Source organism: Chitinophaga sp. H8, from assembly GCF_040567655.1.
GTDB lineage: Bacteria > Bacteroidota > Bacteroidia > Chitinophagales > Chitinophagaceae > Chitinophaga > Chitinophaga defluvii.
The window spans coordinates 672,149-688,668 of record NZ_JBEXAC010000001.1 but is presented as its reverse complement, the minus strand read 5'-3'; the positions used below and the strand labels follow the sequence as shown (position 1 = coordinate 688,668).

Annotated in this window: 13 protein-coding genes; 12 read left to right on the top strand and 1 reads right to left on the bottom strand. The window is 44.4% G+C overall.

Annotation, left to right across the window (positions count from 1 at the left end; all coding sequences use genetic code 11):
- Positions 1-122 precede the first annotated feature (122 nt).
- The 10 genes from ABR189_RS02660 to ABR189_RS02615 all read left to right on the top strand — a co-directional run bounded on the left by ABR189_RS02660 (position 123) and on the right by ABR189_RS02615 (position 12,388).
- Positions 123-1,397: an N-acetylmuramoyl-L-alanine amidase family protein gene (locus ABR189_RS02660; protein ID WP_354658895.1), complete on the top strand. Its 1,275-nt coding sequence runs from the start codon at positions 123-125 to the stop codon at positions 1,395-1,397.
- An 85-nt stretch (positions 1,398-1,482) separates the two neighbouring features.
- Positions 1,483-2,481, top strand: coding sequence for an MlaD family protein (locus ABR189_RS02655; RefSeq protein ID WP_354658894.1), 999 nt, complete (start codon positions 1,483-1,485; stop codon positions 2,479-2,481).
- Positions 2,482-2,489: 8 nt separating this feature from the next.
- Positions 2,490-4,451 carry an OstA-like protein gene (locus ABR189_RS02650; RefSeq protein WP_354658893.1) on the top strand — a complete coding sequence of 654 codons (1,962 nt, stop codon included), beginning with the start codon at positions 2,490-2,492 and terminating at the stop codon, positions 4,449-4,451.
- 32 nt (positions 4,452-4,483) lie between these two features.
- Positions 4,484-5,665: a Na+/H+ antiporter NhaA gene (gene nhaA, locus ABR189_RS02645; RefSeq protein WP_354658892.1), complete on the top strand. Its 1,182-nt coding sequence runs from the start codon at positions 4,484-4,486 to the stop codon at positions 5,663-5,665.
- 133 nt (positions 5,666-5,798) lie between these two features.
- On the top strand, positions 5,799-6,260 hold the full coding sequence (locus ABR189_RS02640; protein ID WP_354658891.1) for a hypothetical protein: 462 nt from the start codon (positions 5,799-5,801) through the stop codon (positions 6,258-6,260).
- A 33-nt stretch (positions 6,261-6,293) separates the two neighbouring features.
- Positions 6,294-6,839 (top strand): hypothetical protein, encoded by a 546-nt coding sequence (locus tag ABR189_RS02635; RefSeq protein ID WP_354658890.1) that lies wholly within the window; start codon positions 6,294-6,296, stop codon positions 6,837-6,839.
- Between the two features lie 90 nt (positions 6,840-6,929).
- The gene (locus tag ABR189_RS02630) at positions 6,930-8,552 is read left to right on the top strand and encodes an NAD(P)H-hydrate dehydratase (protein WP_354658889.1); all 1,623 of its coding nucleotides are present in this window, start codon (positions 6,930-6,932) and stop codon (positions 8,550-8,552) included.
- Positions 8,553-8,809: 257 nt separating this feature from the next.
- Positions 8,810-11,011: a sodium-translocating pyrophosphatase gene (locus ABR189_RS02625; protein WP_354658888.1), complete on the top strand. Its 2,202-nt coding sequence runs from the start codon at positions 8,810-8,812 to the stop codon at positions 11,009-11,011.
- 228 nt (positions 11,012-11,239) lie between these two features.
- Positions 11,240-11,647, top strand: a complete 408-nt coding sequence (locus ABR189_RS02620; protein WP_354658887.1) for an Rrf2 family transcriptional regulator — start codon at positions 11,240-11,242, stop codon at positions 11,645-11,647.
- Between the two features lie 111 nt (positions 11,648-11,758).
- A complete protein-coding gene (locus ABR189_RS02615; RefSeq protein WP_354658886.1) occupies positions 11,759-12,388 on the top strand; it encodes an NAD(P)-dependent oxidoreductase in 630 nt (209 codons plus the stop codon).
- Positions 12,389-12,485: 97 nt separating this feature from the next.
- Here the strand turns inward: ABR189_RS02615 and ABR189_RS02610 are convergent, their stop codons facing one another.
- The gene (locus ABR189_RS02610) at positions 12,486-13,487 is read right to left on the bottom strand and encodes a helix-turn-helix transcriptional regulator (RefSeq protein WP_354658885.1); all 1,002 of its coding nucleotides are present in this window, start codon (positions 13,485-13,487) and stop codon (positions 12,486-12,488) included.
- A gap of 106 nt (positions 13,488-13,593) precedes the next feature.
- On the opposite strand from ABR189_RS02610, the gene ABR189_RS02605 reads away from it, so the two are divergent.
- Both ABR189_RS02605 and ABR189_RS02600 read left to right on the top strand, forming a co-directional pair.
- A complete protein-coding gene (locus ABR189_RS02605) occupies positions 13,594-13,806 on the top strand; it encodes a hypothetical protein (RefSeq protein ID WP_354658884.1) in 213 nt (70 codons plus the stop codon).
- A gap of 325 nt (positions 13,807-14,131) precedes the next feature.
- Positions 14,132-16,516 (top strand): TonB-dependent receptor, encoded by a 2,385-nt coding sequence (locus tag ABR189_RS02600; RefSeq protein WP_354658883.1) that lies wholly within the window; start codon positions 14,132-14,134, stop codon positions 16,514-16,516.
- Positions 16,517-16,520: the final 4 nt, after the last annotated feature.

Genomic DNA, 16,520 nt, shown 5'->3' with positions numbered 1-16,520 from the left:
AAAGGTAAGTCCCTTACACATGAACTATCGATGTAATACGCATTGTACAAGTAAATTAATTACTATTCAGTTAAACTATTTTTTTATTTTTCAGTGATAACTGACCCATTAAAATGAGAATCATGAGCTGGAAGCGATTTTGGATCTTAGGACTAGGAGCCATAACGATTGGAACATTATTTATTCATGCCAGTAACAAACCGGTGGTTCCCAGGCAGGAGAAGCCGTTACGAACAATTGTAATTGATGCCGGGCACGGAGGTGCAGACGTAGGTGCCCGGGGTAGCTATTCGACCGAAAAGGAACTGACTTTACAGGTAGCCCTGAAGCTGGGTAAGTTACTGGAAGAGAATATGCCCGATGTAAAGGTGGTGTACACACGTAAAGTAGACCGTTTTGATGATCCCCGGTTGAAAGCACAGATTGCCAATGATGCCAAAGGCGATCTTTTTGTATCTATTCACTGTAATGCTGCTCCTAAAACACGTTATGTAACCGGGTATAAAAACGTGGTTCGTAAAAAGGGGAAAAAGAAGGTAACTGTAAAGCAGCCTATTTATGGTTATGCCGCCAGCACTGCCAAGGGCACAGAAACTTATATCTGGGCAACCACCAAGAACAATGCTAAAATGGAAACCCTCAAGCAGAATTCAGTAATCGTACTGGATGCCAACTCTGAGGAAACCAAACAAATGATGGATGCCACTGATCCTGAAACATTTATCCTGCTTAATACCTTACGCAACGCATTTTTTGACCAGAGCCTCCGGCTTTCTACCCTGGTAGAAGATGAATTTACCAAGGTGGGCCGTATCAGCCGTGGCGCCCGCCAACGAAATGAAAAAGGTATCTGGGTATTATCCGCCACTGCCATGCCAAGTGTACTGGTAGAGCTGGGATTTATCAGCAATCCGGAAGAAGAAGACTACCTGAACTCTGCATCCGGGCAGGCAGAAACCGCCAACTGTCTTTATAAAGCTATTAAAAAATATAAGGACGAGCTGGAACGCTTTGGCAACTATGATAATAGTACCCCTCCCTCCTCTGCCCGAAACCGGCAAAGGAATGCGCCCGCAGTATCCGTCAGTAAAAAAACAACTATTTCACCTAAAGGCACAACTCCGGCTCCCGCAAAGCCGGAGTTGGCATTTAGGGTACAGCTGCTGGTGAGCGAAAAATATTATACCCCCAGGTCTGCTATCTTCAAAAAACTACCGGGACCGGTAGAACGGGAAGCCATTATCCTGAATAAAAAGAAAAGACATAAATATATCTGGGGCAACTTCCCCACCGAAGCAAAAGCTGCCGCTGCCGTCCGGAAAGCCAAACAGCTAGGCTTTAAAGACGCTTTTATCATTGATCCCCAGAACAGTTTACGCCCCAACGCACAGTTATAATCTTCCTATTTATCCCCAACATTTTTCCCCGTTTACTCCCCGCACCCTCTTTTTGATTATTTTTGCAGCAACGTATACGTATCTCATGCTCAAAGTATCTAATGAAACCAAAGTAGGCGTTTTAACTGCCTTGGGAATTACCTTGTTGGTATTAGGCTTTAATGTACTGAAAGGAAGGAGCTTCTTTTCTACCAGTAAAACCATCTATGCAGTATATCCACAGGTAAACGGATTACAACCTGCTAATAGCGTTCAGGTAAATGGCCTCGTGGTAGGAAATGTAGCTGAACTTGATGTAATGGATAAAAATGCCGGACAAATACTGGTTACTTTAAGGATCAATAAAAAAATTGATATCCCCAGGAATTCTGTAGCCCGTATCACCGGCGACCTGCTCGGTACCAAAGCCGTACAGATCGACTTTGGCAACGCCAGCGACTATCTTAAAAGTGGCGACACCGTATATGCTGCGGTAGATGGCTCCTTTACCGATGCGCTGAAAGAACAATTAAGCCCACTGGTGAAGAAGCTGGAAGCTACCCTCACTACGGTAGATACCGTACTGCTTACCGTAAATTCCATCTTTGATACTACTACCAAAGGAAATTTAAGGGATGCTATTGGTCACCTGAACCACACCATGAACAATTTTTCACATGCCACCTCCTCTTTAAACGGGATGCTGGACCCCAACAAAGGGAATATCCAGGGCACTTTCAATAACCTGGAAGCGCTGACGGCTAATCTGAAAAATAACAACGACAAGATAACCGGGATCTTAAGCAATGCGGAAAAAGCTACCGGCGCCCTGGCCAATGGTAAACTGGACCAGACACTGGCAGAACTCCAGCAAACTATTGCACACATGAATAGTTTAGTAGGGAAGCTGAATAGTACAGATGGTACGCTGGGCTTAATGATGAACGATAAAAAGGTGTACAACAACCTGCAATACTCGCTCAACAGCCTGAATAAGCTGCTGGAAGACCTCCGCGTAAATCCTAAACGTTACGTACATTTTTCCTTGTTTGGCAAAAAAGATAAAGTAAAGCCCATTCCATCCGACACAGCAACGGCACAATGATTCTGAAAATGCAGCAATTACTAAGATATGGGCTTATCCTCGGCGGAATTTGCCTCGCAGGCGTATTGCCCGCGCAGGCACAACAACCAACGCCACAAAAAACCGGTACTGTTATTGAAATTATCCAGGCAGATGTACTGAATAATATCACCAAAGACACCGTTCAGCTCACCAAATTTATTGGTAATGCGATTTTCAAACAGGGCAATACCCTCTTTTATTGTGACAGTGCCTTCAAAAATGGGCTGACCAACCAGGTGGATGCTTACGGCCGGGTACACATCAACCAGGCAGATAGTATTCATATTTATGGCAACTACCTCCATTACGAGGGCAATACAAGACATGCTACCCTCCGGGGAGATGCCCGCCTGACAGATGGAAAAGTAACTATATCCGGCCCGGAACTGCAATATGACATGAATGCCAAAATCGGCACCTATACCCAATCAGGTAAACTTGTCAACAGCAGTACCGTACTTACCAGCCAGGAAGGCTACTACTATGCAGATACCAAAGACATGTACTTCAAAAAGAATGTACTGCTGGTAGATCCGGAATATACGCTAACCACCGACACACTTTTATATAATACAGAAACCAAAGTAGCTACCATCGTGGCCCCTACCACTATTAATGACGGGAAAACCATTATGTATGCCACCAATGGTTTTTATGATACCGACAAGGGACAGGGCAGCTTTGGTAACCGGCCTACCATTGAAGACAGCACCGCCACGATAACCGCAGATAATATTATCATGGACAAAAAAACCGGACTGGCCTATGCTACCGGCAACATGGTATATCGTGATACTACCCGGAAAATGTCTTTACTGGCCAACCATGGCACGGTAAATCAAACAGAAAAAACCATCCTGGCTACACAAAAGCCCCTGCTGATCCTGGAAAGGAGTAAAGATACCCTCTACCTGACAGCAGATACGTTGTTTTCCGGAGTGATAAAACCCAATGACAGTATCACTGTCATTACCAATAACAATAAATCCAGGACCGCCCCCGCCAAACCAGGCGCACTAAAACCGCTACCCGGACAAGATACTTTGCGAACCTCGCTGAAAGACAGTGTCGTCCATAAGGTTACGGATACCCTCCCGCATTTGCTGAAAGACAGTTCTTCTGCCCCCATAGTGCACAAGATAGATTCAATGGCCGCAAAGGTAAAAGCCATCGTACCGCCCCCTGTCCTGCAACAGCCGGAGATACACGTGCCCCAGCAGGTAAAGGTATTACAGCCACCATTGATCAACAGGGCTGATACACTGGGCAGAACAGATACCTTAAAAAGAACGGATTCCCTCCACCGGGCCGACAGCCTGCTGCCGGGAAAAGCGCTGGCAGAAATAAAACCGGCAGATACCACGGCGGCCCCTAAAGACACTACAGAAAAAAGATACATCCTGGCCTATCACCATGTAAAGATCTTTTCTGATTCTCTCCAGGGCGTGGCCGATAGCGTGTATTATTCTACCCGTGACTCCGTATTCCGTTTATTCCGGGATCCCGTTTTATGGGCCAACAATAATCAGCTTACCGGCGACACCATTCTGCTATATACTAAAAACCAGACTGCCGACAGGATCGTATTGAACCAGAACGCCCTGATCATCAATGAAGCTGGTCCGGATATGTATAACCAGGTAAAAGGGAATATCATTACAGGATACTTTGCCGGTGAATCACTGGACTGGATGCACGTAGATGGTAATGCGGAAAGTATCTATTACATCAAGGATGACGAAGGTGCCTACCTGAGTGTAAATAAATCATTGAGTGCCATTATTAATATTTACTTCCGGAAAAGTGAACTACACCATATTGTATTGGTGAAAGATCCGGAAGGAACCGTGTATCCGTTTACACAAAGACCGAAGGACCAGATGCTGTTTGAAAACTTTCATTGGGAAATAAAACGTAAGCCGAAGAGCAAGTTTGAATTGATGCAATAACATTTCTCTTTTACCTGTTTAAAACCGTAGCTGTGATAAAAGATTCTATTAAAAAAATCAGGACATTCAGGAAAAAACTACTATCTCCCCTGCACGAATTCTTAAAGGATAGCCGGGCTGTAGGTATTATCCTGATTGTATGTACAATAGTATCACTTATCCTGGCTAATTCCCCCTGGCAGGAACCCTATCTGCATTTCTGGGAAATGGAATTTCATTTCCCGGTAGCAGCGCTGCACCTCCCCCATACTTTCCTGCACTGGATCAATGACGGGCTGATGGCACTGTTCTTTTTCCTGGTAGGTATGGAAATCAAACGGGAACTTACCATCGGTGAATTATCTTCCATCCGCAAGTCCATGCTGCCGGTATTGGCAGCTATCGGAGGTATGTTATGTCCTGCGCTGATCTTTGCTATTTTTAATGGCAACACCCCTTATGCACATGGCTGGGGTATTCCAATGGCCACAGACATCGCTTTTTCATTAGGGGTATTATCCTTGCTGGGCAACCGGGTACCGGTAAGCCTGAAGATTTTGCTGATGGCATTGGCCATTATTGATGACCTGGGCGCTATTCTGACTATTGCTATTTTCTATACCGCCGATTTACAGCTCACCTATTTGTTTGCCGGTGCAGCCGCGCTGGTATTACTGGTGATCCTGAACCTGGCAAAAGTACAACGGCTGATTCTTTATTTCATACCAGGTATCATATTATGGTATTGTATCTTAAACTCCGGGGTACATGCTACCATTGCAGGCGTATTGCTGGCTTTCTGTATTCCGCTGTCTAAAATATCATCCCTGGAACATAGCCTGCATGACCCGGTTAATTTCATTATCATGCCGGTATTTGCGCTGGCAAATACCGCGATTGTATTTCCACCGGATATATTGCATGTATTTACCTCCACCATCAGTTATGGCATTATAGCGGGGCTATTGATAGGCAAGCCACTGGGGATCTTTTTCTTCTCCTGGCTGGCTACCAGGTTGAAACTGGCAGCACTCCCCAGTCAAACCAGCTGGTTGCAGATAGTTGGGGTGGGGTTAATTGCCGGTATCGGGTTTACGATGTCCATTTTCATCTCTACATTGGCCTATACTGAAAATGAGCTGCAGGTAATTTCAAAAATGTCGGTAATCGTTGCTTCTTTGCTCGCAGGTTTAGCAGGCTTTATTTTCCTTAAAATATTAAAACCACAACAATAAAAATAACGTTACTGCCAGCATGATGCCCAATGTAGCTTTTGTATCCCTGTAAGCCGGTAAATAAAACTGGCGTCCTCATAGCGCTGCTATTATAGTCTACCTTGGCATTGTTATTGTAAAGCTATCCTTATAAATGAAACAGGCCACTATTTTATCTATGCTGCTTTTGGTTGCAACTACTGCAATAAAAGCCCAATCCATAAAAGGGAATCCGCAACTGGGCGTCAGACTGGGCTTACCGTTAGGTCCTACCGGCAGATATTTTTTCGATGATGCCAATGCCGTAGAAGGAATTGTGGGGTTATATAACCGTACTTTTTCTGTGACTGCTTTATATGAGCATCATTTTGATCTGTCTGCTCTTACTACAGCAGGATTTGGCTGGTATGCCGGCGGTGGAGGCCATTTGGGCAGCAGGGTAATTGATGGCAGCACCAAATTCCTGGCAGGGATAGACGGGATTGCAGGGCTGGATTATACTTTTCCCAAAGTGCCGATCAATCTCAGCCTTGACTGGAAACCTGCTATCCATTTCACTACCTCTTCCGAACTGGCAGATTTCGCTATCTCTGTGAGGTATGTATTGGGTAGATAAATTCTTTTTTTCGATTCACTCAAATAGACATTTATGAAAAAAGTCGTGTTATTTATGAGCTTGTTTGCGCTGGTAGCCATTCAGGCAAACGCGCAACGCAAACCAGTAAAGAGAAGTAGTTACAGCAATTCTTCAGTAGCAGATTATCATACCGCATTAGGTATGCGGGTAAACCCCTGGATCGTAGGTTTTACCATTAAACATTTCATCAAGGGGCCTCATGCCATTGAAGGGATTGTTTCAACAAACCATGAACGCAACAACAACGTTACGATGACCGGCTTATATGAATACCACTGGAATGTATTCGGTAAATCCGAATTCAATATGTATGCCGGTGGTGGTGTACACGTAGGCATTTACGACCGTTTTGACTATGACCGCGACCGTTGGGTACGGGATGGCAAGGGCACTTATGCTACTGCTGGTTTAGATGGTATTTTTGGCCTGGAGTATACCTTTAAGAAGATTCCGTTGAACCTGAGCGCTGACCTGAAACCTTATTTCCATTTCAGCGGGCAGACGAACTTCTTCGGAGAAGAGATTGGTGGTATTTCTGCCAGATATACCTTCAAATAGTTCCAAAGCCGGGCCTTATCACCGCCCGGTGTCCGAGATCATTTAATACCCCGGTCATCTTTGGCCGGGGTTTTGTATTTTTAGGTACCAATGACGGCAGTCCGCTGCTATCCTGGTATAAAAGCCAGGGAACCCATTGGACACTATATTATCGCCTATCATGAACCGGCAACTATTATGAAAATCTTCTCTTCCGCACAAATCAAAGCCGCTGATGCATATACCATCGCTCAGGAGCCGGTTAGCAGCCTGCAACTGATGGAAAGAGCAGCGGAAAAGTGTGCAGCATGGCTGGACCTGCATTTTACCCCACAAACACCTTTTCACATCTTTTGTGGTATGGGTAATAATGGTGGAGATGGTTGGGTGATTGCCCGCCTGCTTTTAAAGAAGGGATATACGGTTACTGCCTATCTGCTACACCACACCACCCGGCAAAGTGCCGACAATGCCGCTAACCAGCAGGTATTCCGGGAGCAGTACCCCCAGCATGTGCGTGATATATATGAAGTGGGAGATTTTCCGGTACTGGCAAGTCCTTGTGTTATCGTGGATGCTATTTTTGGAACGGGGCTTAACAGAGCAATAGACGGCTGGGTGGCCGGGATTATTCACAAAATAAATGATCAGCGTAATGGCAATACGATTGTAGCCATTGACATTCCTTCGGGGATGCTGGCAGATGCCAGTTCACTGCATATCCCCACCGTAAAAGCACATCATACCTTAAGTTTTGAGTTTTACAAACTGGCTTTTTTAATGCCGGAAAATGCAGCTATCGCCGGGGAGGTGCATGTTTTACCAATAGGCCTGCATCCGGAGTATATAACCCACACGCCAGTACGGTTTCATCTTACTGATCCCGAAATGATACATACGATTTATCAGCCCAGGGATCCCTTTGCCCATAAAGGCACCTATGGCCATGCCCTGCTGATAGCCGGCAGTTATGGCAAAATGGGCGCCGCGGTTTTATCAGCCAAAGCCTGTTTGCATACCGGCGCAGGACTGGTATCCAGTTACATCCCCGAATGCGGTTATAATATTATGCAGATAGCGGAGCCATGCGCCATGTGTATCACGGATATACATCCTCATTACAACAGTCATTTCCAGGAAGTATTCCGCAACAATGAAACGACGGATCAATATAAATGTATTGGCATAGGCCCGGGGTTAGGCACAGAAACAGCTACCGCCAAGGCTTTGGAAAAGCTCCTGGAGCTGTATAACCGTCCTATGGTCATAGATGCAGATGCATTAAATATACTGGCATCCTATCCCTATCTGCTGCGAAAAGTGCCACCGGGCAGTATCTTAACCCCTCATCCAAAGGAATTTACCCGTTTATTTGGTCCCAGCGCTAATCATTTTGACCGGCTGGAGTTATTATCGCAGAAAGCGGTGTCCACACAGTTATACATCCTGCTGAAAGGCCGGTATACTGCCATGGCCTGCCCTGATGGCGCTGTTTACTTTAATCCTACCGGCAATCCAGGCATGGCCACGGGCGGAAGCGGAGATGTATTGACCGGCATACTTACCAGCTTGCTGGCCCAGGGCTATTCCCCCAAAGCCGCACTATTGCTGGGCACCTATCTTCATGGCATGGCCGGGGATCTGGCGGCTGCAAAATATTCGCAGGAGGCGATGGCCGCTACGGATATTATTACCTGTTTAGGTCAGGCTTTTTTGTATATTAAAGGTTTGTAACGGGGAAGAAAATCCTTTTCTACGGACGGGGAAAACACCCTTTAAAAGGCCTGGGGCCACCTTTAAAACACTTTAATAATGACTAAAGACCTAAAAATTCCAACACCTACCAACTACAACAACACTGTACTGTCAGGCATTTCAGCAAGCACTACACTCCTTTACGGGTTTATTTTCCAAGATTTTTTTGCATAGTAGTAAAATAAACCCGAATACATTATTTTTGTCAACCTTGTATATATTTTAAAATTGCTTACATGAGTATTGTCTATCTCGTTCCATGTTTTGGATTAATAGCCTTGTTGTTTACGGCCGTCAGAAGTGCCTGGGTATCCCGTCAGGATGCAGGTAATGAAAGAATGACAGAAATTGCCAGATATATCGCTGAAGGCGCTATGGCATTTTTAAAAGCAGAATATAAAATACTCACCTATTTTGTAATCATAGCTGCCCTGTTGCTCGCTTATATGGGCGCATCCCATGAAAACTCTCATTGGAGTATTGCACTGGCATTTATTGTAGGTGCTGTATTTTCGGCCACAGCCGGATTCATAGGAATGAGAATTGCCACAAAAGCTAATGTGCGTACTGCACAAGCTGCCCGTAACAGCCTGGCACAAGCCCTTAAAGTATCCTTCACCGGAGGTTCGGTAATGGGTATGGGAGTAGCCGGTTTGGCAGTACTTGGGTTAGGTGCCCTGTTTATCATATTAAAAACTTACTTCGGTGCGGAAGCACATACCAGCGAAATGATCAAGACCATTGAGGTATTGACCGGTTTTTCGCTTGGCGCTGAAAGTATTGCATTATTTGCCCGTGTAGGTGGTGGTATCTACACCAAAGCAGCAGACGTAGGAGCTGACCTGGTAGGTAAAGTAGAAGCCGGCATTCCGGAAGATGATCCGCGTAATCCTGCCACCATTGCCGATAACGTAGGTGATAACGTGGGCGACGTAGCAGGTATGGGAGCTGACCTTTTTGGTTCTTATGTAGCTACCGTACTGGCTACAATGGTACTGGGAGCAGAAACCATGTCTACCGACAATTTTGGCGGCTTATCCCCTATCTTATTACCCATGTTGATTGCCGGTATGGGCATCATCTTCTCCATCATAGGTACTTTCTTTGTAAGAGTAAGCGACAGTGCAGGTTTAAACACCAGCATCGTACAAAAAGCCCTGAATATGGGCAACTGGGGTTCCATCGTATTAACCGCTGTAGCTTCTTTTTTCCTGGTAAACTGGCTGATGCCGGAGAATATGAGCCTGCGTGACCATGGCTTCACTAAAAATGGCGTATTTGGCGCTATCATGGTAGGGCTTGTAGTAGGTACCCTGATGAGTCTTATTACTGAATATTATACAGCGATGGGCAAACGCCCTGTGCGCTCCATCATCCGTCAGTCGTCTACCGGTCATGCCACCAATATCATCGGTGGTTTGGCAGTAGGGATGGAATCTACCGCATTGCCTATCCTGGTATTAGCAGGCGGTATCTATGGTTCTTATGCTTTTGCCGGATTATATGGTGTAGCTATCGCAGCAGCCGGTATGATGGCCACCACTGCCATGCAGCTGGCGATTGATGCATTTGGGCCTATTGCCGATAACGCCGGTGGTATTGCTGAAATGAGCGAGCTCCCCAAAGAAGTAAGAGAAAGAACAGATATCCTGGATGCAGTAGGTAATACGACCGCTGCCACCGGTAAGGGTTTTGCTATTGCTTCTGCCGCATTAACTGCATTAGCCCTGTTTGCTGCTTTTGTTGGTATTGCTGGTATTGAAGGTATTGATATCTACAAAGCAGATGTACTGGCTGGTTTGTTCATCGGTGGTATGATCCCCCTGATCTTCTCTTCCCTGGCCATCCGCGCAGTAGGTGAAGCCGCTATGAGCATGGTGGAAGAAGTACGCCGCCAGTTCAGAAGCATTCCTGGTATTATGGAAGGTACGGGCAAACCGGAATATGACAAGTGCGTAGCGATCTCTACAGAAGCCTCTATCAGAAAAATGATGCTGCCAGGGGCTATCACACTGATCTCTCCTTTATTGATCGGTTTTATATTCGGCCCTGAAGTATTGGGTGGTTTCCTGGCAGGTGCTACGGTGAGTGGTGTACTCATGGGTATGTTCCAGAATAATGCCGGAGGCGCCTGGGATAATGCCAAGAAATCATTTGAAAAAGGGGTAGAGATAAATGGTGAAATGTTCTATAAAAAATCTGAGCCGCACAAAGCTTCTGTAACAGGTGACACGGTGGGAGATCCTTTTAAAGATACCTCCGGCCCTTCTATGAACATATTGATCAAACTGATGTCTATTGTGTCGCTGGTAATTGCGCCTACGCTGGCAGAAAGATTCCAGACCAAGGCTCCAAAGACAGCTACAGCCAAAGTACAGGAAGTTACGCCTGCTGTAAAGAAGGCTACTCCGGCTACTACCGTTGCCGTAAAATTCTAAACGATTCTTTTCAGAATAAGAGGCTGACCATTAATTTGGCCAGCCTTTTTTTATGTGGGCACCTGAAGGGCGTCTGTTAGTCTTTAAGGGTGCACAGTAATGCTCCCTTTTGTAACCTTGTCATGCTGTTGCCTGCTGTCCTTGTTTATTTATATATGCTGCTGAAAAATAAATTTGCCTGTTTATAAAAAGTCCCTACCTTTGTACTGTAATTTATTTCATTACAGAATGATCAAAAGCAAATTCGCCATATCAGTACATATACTCACCCTGCTTAGCAGCAGTGAGGACTGGTTGTCATCAGAGTACATTGCAGGCTCTTTAAATACGAACCCTGCCATTGTACGTAAAGAACTGAGCGGATTGCGGCAGGCTGGTCTGGTAGAAAGTAAAGAAGGTAAAAACGGTGGCAGCCGGCTGAGCAAACCTGCTGCTGAGATTAAACTGGCAGATGTATTTGCGGCTGTAAAAGAAGATCATGTATTTGGCTTCTCTCCTAACCTGCCTAATCCCAAATGTCCCGTAGGTGCACACATCAATAATGCACTGGAAACGTTATTTACCGCCATAGACGAATCTGTTTATAATAAACTGAAAGGCCAGACATTAGCCGAATTCAGTGCCCAGTTTGCTTAGCTTTTTTTTAACTTAAACTGTAATAATTTTAATAACAATTATATCAAACATCCTGGTCCCAACGGGTTAAATAAGCGCAACACATAACATAAAAAACTAAAAACATACAATATGAAAGTAAGTATCATTGGTGCATCCGGCTTTATTGGTTCCGCTATTTTGCAGGAAGCCTTAAACAGGGGGCATGAAGTAACCGCCATTGTGCGTCATCCGGAGAAAATAACATTACAAAACCCACATTTAACCGTTAAAAAGGGAGATGTGCAAAGTGCGGCTGAAGTAGCCGGACTGGTGAAGGGAACAGCTGCCGTGATCAGTGCTTTTAATGCACATGATACCAACACTTATATAAAAGCCATACATGCCATCATTGATGGTACTAAACAGGCAGGCATTAAACGGCTGCTGGTAGTAAGTGGAGCTGGTAGCCTGGAAGTGGCTCCTGGCGTACAAGCGGTGGATACACCGGAGTTTCCGGAAGCGTGGAAAGCAGGTGCATTAGCCACCCGTGAAGCCTTTTATGTAGTAAAGCAGGAAAAAGAACTGGAATGGACTGTTTTAAGTCCCGCTGCAACGATAGCTCCCGGAGAGCGTACCGGTAAATTCCGTCTTGGTAAAGATCAGCTACTTACCAATGATAAAGGGGAAAGTACTATTTCAACAGCAGACTATGCGGTGGCTATGATAGATGAGCTGGAGCAGCCACAGCACGTACGTGAAAGATTTACATTAGCCTATTGAACAAGAGGCTGATCTGAAATTAACAGTAATCATCAATAACCAGGATGAAGTGGTTTGGTTACTATTGCTTTCAGATCAGCCTGTCTATGAATAGTTATTATCTCATTTTACCGGGACTTACCCCAAACTTTCTGCGGAAGGCGTTACTAAAATGCTGCGGAGAGGAATAGCCCATGTCATCAGCAATTTGCGCAAGCGGCAGCATACCTTGTAACACCAGTTGCCTGGCTTGTTCCAGCCGGTGATCGTTCAGATAGCCGAAAACGGTATTGTTAAATATTTTTTTGAAGCCTGCTTTAAGCTTGAATTCGTTCAGTCCGGCTTGCCTTGCTAAAGCACAAAGCATTGGCGGATTTTGTGCATTGGCTATTAATATCTCTCTGGCAAAATAGATTCTTTCCACATCCGCAGGCAATAATGCCAGTGACTTAACGGTGGCCATTTCTGCACGTTCATACTGTTCACATTGCAATGCCAGTATTTCCATCGCCTTGGATTGCAGGAACAATTTTTTCAATCCCCCCTGAAACTGGCAGTTACGCACCTCTCCCATTACCATCTGCATGCGGGGGGTAATCAGCTGGTTTTTCTTGTTATTTAAAAATGTGGCTTTATTGCCGGCAATATTATTGGCCAGCTTATCCAATACGGGGCCACTATTTTCGGCCAATTGCAGGAATTTTTCTGTTGTAAAGCTGAACCCAAAAAACTGCATCCCGTTTTGTTTCTCCACATCAGCAGTTTCTCTTTCATTAGGATTATAAAGCAGGTTATGTTCCAGGGAGGAAAACCTGAAATCATCTACTACGCCATCTATATTAGTCACCAGGTTGCCCTGTTCCACAAAAAGCAATCCCACAAGTCCTGTTCCACCGCCACCTCCGCTATGTTCAATATGTATATTCTGGTTCACCTGAGCAGCGCCATATGCAATATGAATGCCCTCAAAATATACCTCCCGGACACTGGCTTCTCCAAAACTATGCTTCACTTCCTGGCTTTTTTCTACTATAGCGCCAGAAGATATTCTATCTCTGAAATGTGTTATTTCTTCCTGAAACAACACATCATTTGAGTCATTTGTGATTACTACAGCCATAAAAAAATCCGTTTCATGTAAGTTTTAATCCCTTTTATGCAACAGTTATAAGGCGAAACAATGGCAACTTTGCACAAAAATATTCCGAAATATTTAAAATTATGCTATGATTGGGATATTCCGAACAAACATTAACACTTTACAGGATAAGAATAGGGTTATCAATGCCATTTTTGCCCAATTTACCGTAGCTGCCTGCAGTGTGGATATTGAAGACTGTGATAGGGTACTTCGAATCATCAGCCAGCAGTCAGTAGCAGAACAAACAATTATTGAATTTGTAAAACGCTTAGGATTCAAATGTGACCTGCTGGACTAACTGGACTAAAATGTGTTCAACAAGTTTTTTATATTATTTTGCACCCCAAATGGCCCGTCAGGGGAAGATTTTCCATAACATTTTCCCCTGGCATGCTTTTCTGATCAGCTTGCTTTAATAGCATATTTATTCATTAAACTACCTGGAATCAACACTTTCTCTTCCAAATCAAAAAAATATTATTGGGAAAGTAGGGGTAATCCTAACCCCCTACGTCATATATGCAATGAATACATCGCAGCGCGGTTTGCAATACGATGGCATACATGTAGCACACTATTTGTCAAAACCTTAAACATTCGGTTAAAACCAAGTTTACACCTTTATGAAAACAAGGATTATTCTGCTTATGTCCTTTTTGGTACTTATGCTAAAAGGGCAGGCATTAAAAGCACAACAGCAACAACGATATACGGTAAGCGGTTATGTTAAAGATAAAAAGAACGGAGAAAGCCTGATTGGCATCTCTGTATCCAAACTAGGTACCAGTATCGGTACCGTTACCAATGAATATGGTTTTTATTCCCTGACCCTCCCTGCAGGTGATCATGAGCTGCAGTTTTCCTATATGGGTTATGCACCTGTTAAAATGCAGGTAAAGCTGAATAGCAGCAAAACCATGGATATTAAACTGGAAAGCACCAGTAGCCAGCTCAGTGAAATAACCATCAGTGGTAAAAAGCAGGAAAAAAGCGTTAATACTTTAAGTACAAGCATTAATAAACTGGATATTGCCCAACTGAAAAAACTTCCCACTTTCATGGGAGAAGTAGATGTACTGCGGGCCATACAAACCTTACCAGGTGTGAATACAGTGGGTGAAGGTGCTTCAGGGTTTAACGTACGTGGCGGCAACAGTGATGAGAACCTCATCATCATGGACGAAGCACCGGTATATAATTCTACCCATATGTTGGGGTTCTTCTCCGTATTTAATCCGGATGCTGTTAAAAACATCAATCTTATTAAAGGAGGTTTTCCGGCAGAATATGGCGGGCGCACTTCCTCTGTACTGGATATACGCCTGAAGGATGGAAATGACCAGAAATTCAACATGAACGGAGGAATCGGGAATATATTCAGCAGGCTGTCCATAGAAGCACCTATTGTAAAAGATAAATCCTCCTTTATCGTAGCCGCCAGAAGATCTTATGCAGATATCCTGATGAAGCCCTTTTTAAAAGGGGATCAAAAGGATACTAAACTTAACTTCTATGATATTACCGCCAAAGCCAACTACAAATTTGATAAGAACAATACCCTGTTCGTAAGTGGTTATTTTGGCAGGGATGTATTTGGTTTCGGAACAGATGTAAATATGAACTGGGGCAACAGCACGGCTACCGTCCGGTGGAACCATGTGTTTAACAACCGGTTGTTCCTCAATCTTACCACCTATTACAGCAAATATGATTACAGCCTTAAATTCAGCAATGAAAGCAAGAAAAAGGGAAATGATGATCTGCAAAGCTATAAGTGGACCTCTGAAATCACCAATTATGGCTTAAAACCAGCATTTACCTACTATCTTAACTCCAGCAACAGTTTACATTTTGGAGGCCAGGCCATCTATTACGGGTTTAAGCCTGGTACCGGTGTGAGCATAGAGGGCATCAAGGAAAACAGTAAAATACTGACAGATAAACATGGCCTTGAATCTGCCCTGTATATAGATCATGAATACAAGCCGAATAAAAAATTTGGTATCCAATATGGCGCCAGGCTTTCCGCCTATCAGTTCCTGGGTAAAGGTACCGCCTACTATTACGCAGATACCATTCCGGGCATACGCAAAAGAAATATTGGACAAAAAACCTATGATGGTACCGAAGTAATAAAAGGCTATTATTACCTGGAACCCAGGTTAAGCGCCCGGTATGCATTTTCCGACCAGCATGCAGCAAAAGTAGCTTTTAGCCGTACTACCCAGTTTATGCATCAGCTTTCCAATACGGCCTCTCCTACCCCGTTGGATATCTGGACTCCCAGTACCAATAATATAGCACCGCAGGTAGCAGATCAGTATACGTTGGGATATTTTTATAATGCTCCGGCAGATGCCTTTGAGATCTCGGCGGAAGTATATTATAAAACCATGGATCATCAATTGGATTATATAGACAATGCTGACCTGCAACTGAATCAGCACATAGAAGCAGATCTGCTGCCATCAAAAGGCCGGGCTTACGGACTTGAACTATATGCTAAAAAGGATATCGGAAAAACTACTGGCTGGATCAGTTATACACTATCCCGTACAGAGCGCCAAACAAAAGGTATTAGCAAAGATGAGTGGTTCCTGAACCGCTATGATCGTACGCATAATGTAAACCTGGTATTAACACACGAATTTACCAAGCGCTCCTCCATGTCGGCCAACTGGGTATATGCATCCGGTACACCAGGTACCTTTGCAGACAGTCGTCTTGAATTCCAGGATTGGGATATTCCTTACAACAGTACAGACAAACGTAACAATTACCGGTTGCCCTCTTTTCACCGACTTGACCTTTCCTTCACCCTTAAAGGCAAGCAGCTGAAACGCTGGAAAGGAGAATGGGTATTTTCACTGTACAATGTATACGGACGCAGAAATGCATACTCTATCTATTTCAGGCAAAACCCGGATGATCCTACCAAGAGAGAAGCGGTGCGTTTGTCGATCATCGGTTCTGTTATTCCAGGGATTACGTACAATTTCAAATTCTAATTAC

What these genes read in the sequence shown, in the direction of transcription:
- ABR189_RS02660 (WP_354658895.1), top strand. Translation starts at nt 123, where the DNA reads ATGAGCTGGAAGCGATTTTGGATCTTAGGACTAGGAGCCATAACGATT.
- ABR189_RS02655 (WP_354658894.1), top strand. Translation starts at nt 1,483, where the DNA reads ATGCTCAAAGTATCTAATGAAACCAAAGTAGGCGTTTTAACTGCCTTG.
- ABR189_RS02650 (WP_354658893.1), top strand. Translation starts at nt 2,490, where the DNA reads ATGCAGCAATTACTAAGATATGGGCTTATCCTCGGCGGAATTTGCCTC.
- ABR189_RS02640 (WP_354658891.1), top strand. Translation starts at nt 5,799, where the DNA reads ATGAAACAGGCCACTATTTTATCTATGCTGCTTTTGGTTGCAACTACT.
- ABR189_RS02635 (WP_354658890.1), top strand. Translation starts at nt 6,294, where the DNA reads ATGAAAAAAGTCGTGTTATTTATGAGCTTGTTTGCGCTGGTAGCCATT.
- ABR189_RS02630 (WP_354658889.1), top strand. Translation starts at nt 6,930, where the DNA reads ATGACGGCAGTCCGCTGCTATCCTGGTATAAAAGCCAGGGAACCCATT.
- ABR189_RS02625 (WP_354658888.1), top strand. Translation starts at nt 8,810, where the DNA reads ATGAGTATTGTCTATCTCGTTCCATGTTTTGGATTAATAGCCTTGTTG.
- ABR189_RS02620 (WP_354658887.1), top strand. Translation starts at nt 11,240, where the DNA reads ATGATCAAAAGCAAATTCGCCATATCAGTACATATACTCACCCTGCTT.
- ABR189_RS02615 (WP_354658886.1), top strand. Translation starts at nt 11,759, where the DNA reads ATGAAAGTAAGTATCATTGGTGCATCCGGCTTTATTGGTTCCGCTATT.
- ABR189_RS02610 (WP_354658885.1), bottom strand. Translation starts at nt 13,487, where the DNA reads ATGGCTGTAGTAATCACAAATGACTCAAATGATGTGTTGTTTCAGGAA.
- ABR189_RS02605 (WP_354658884.1), top strand. Translation starts at nt 13,594, where the DNA reads ATGATTGGGATATTCCGAACAAACATTAACACTTTACAGGATAAGAAT.
- ABR189_RS02600 (WP_354658883.1), top strand. Translation starts at nt 14,132, where the DNA reads ATGAAAACAAGGATTATTCTGCTTATGTCCTTTTTGGTACTTATGCTA.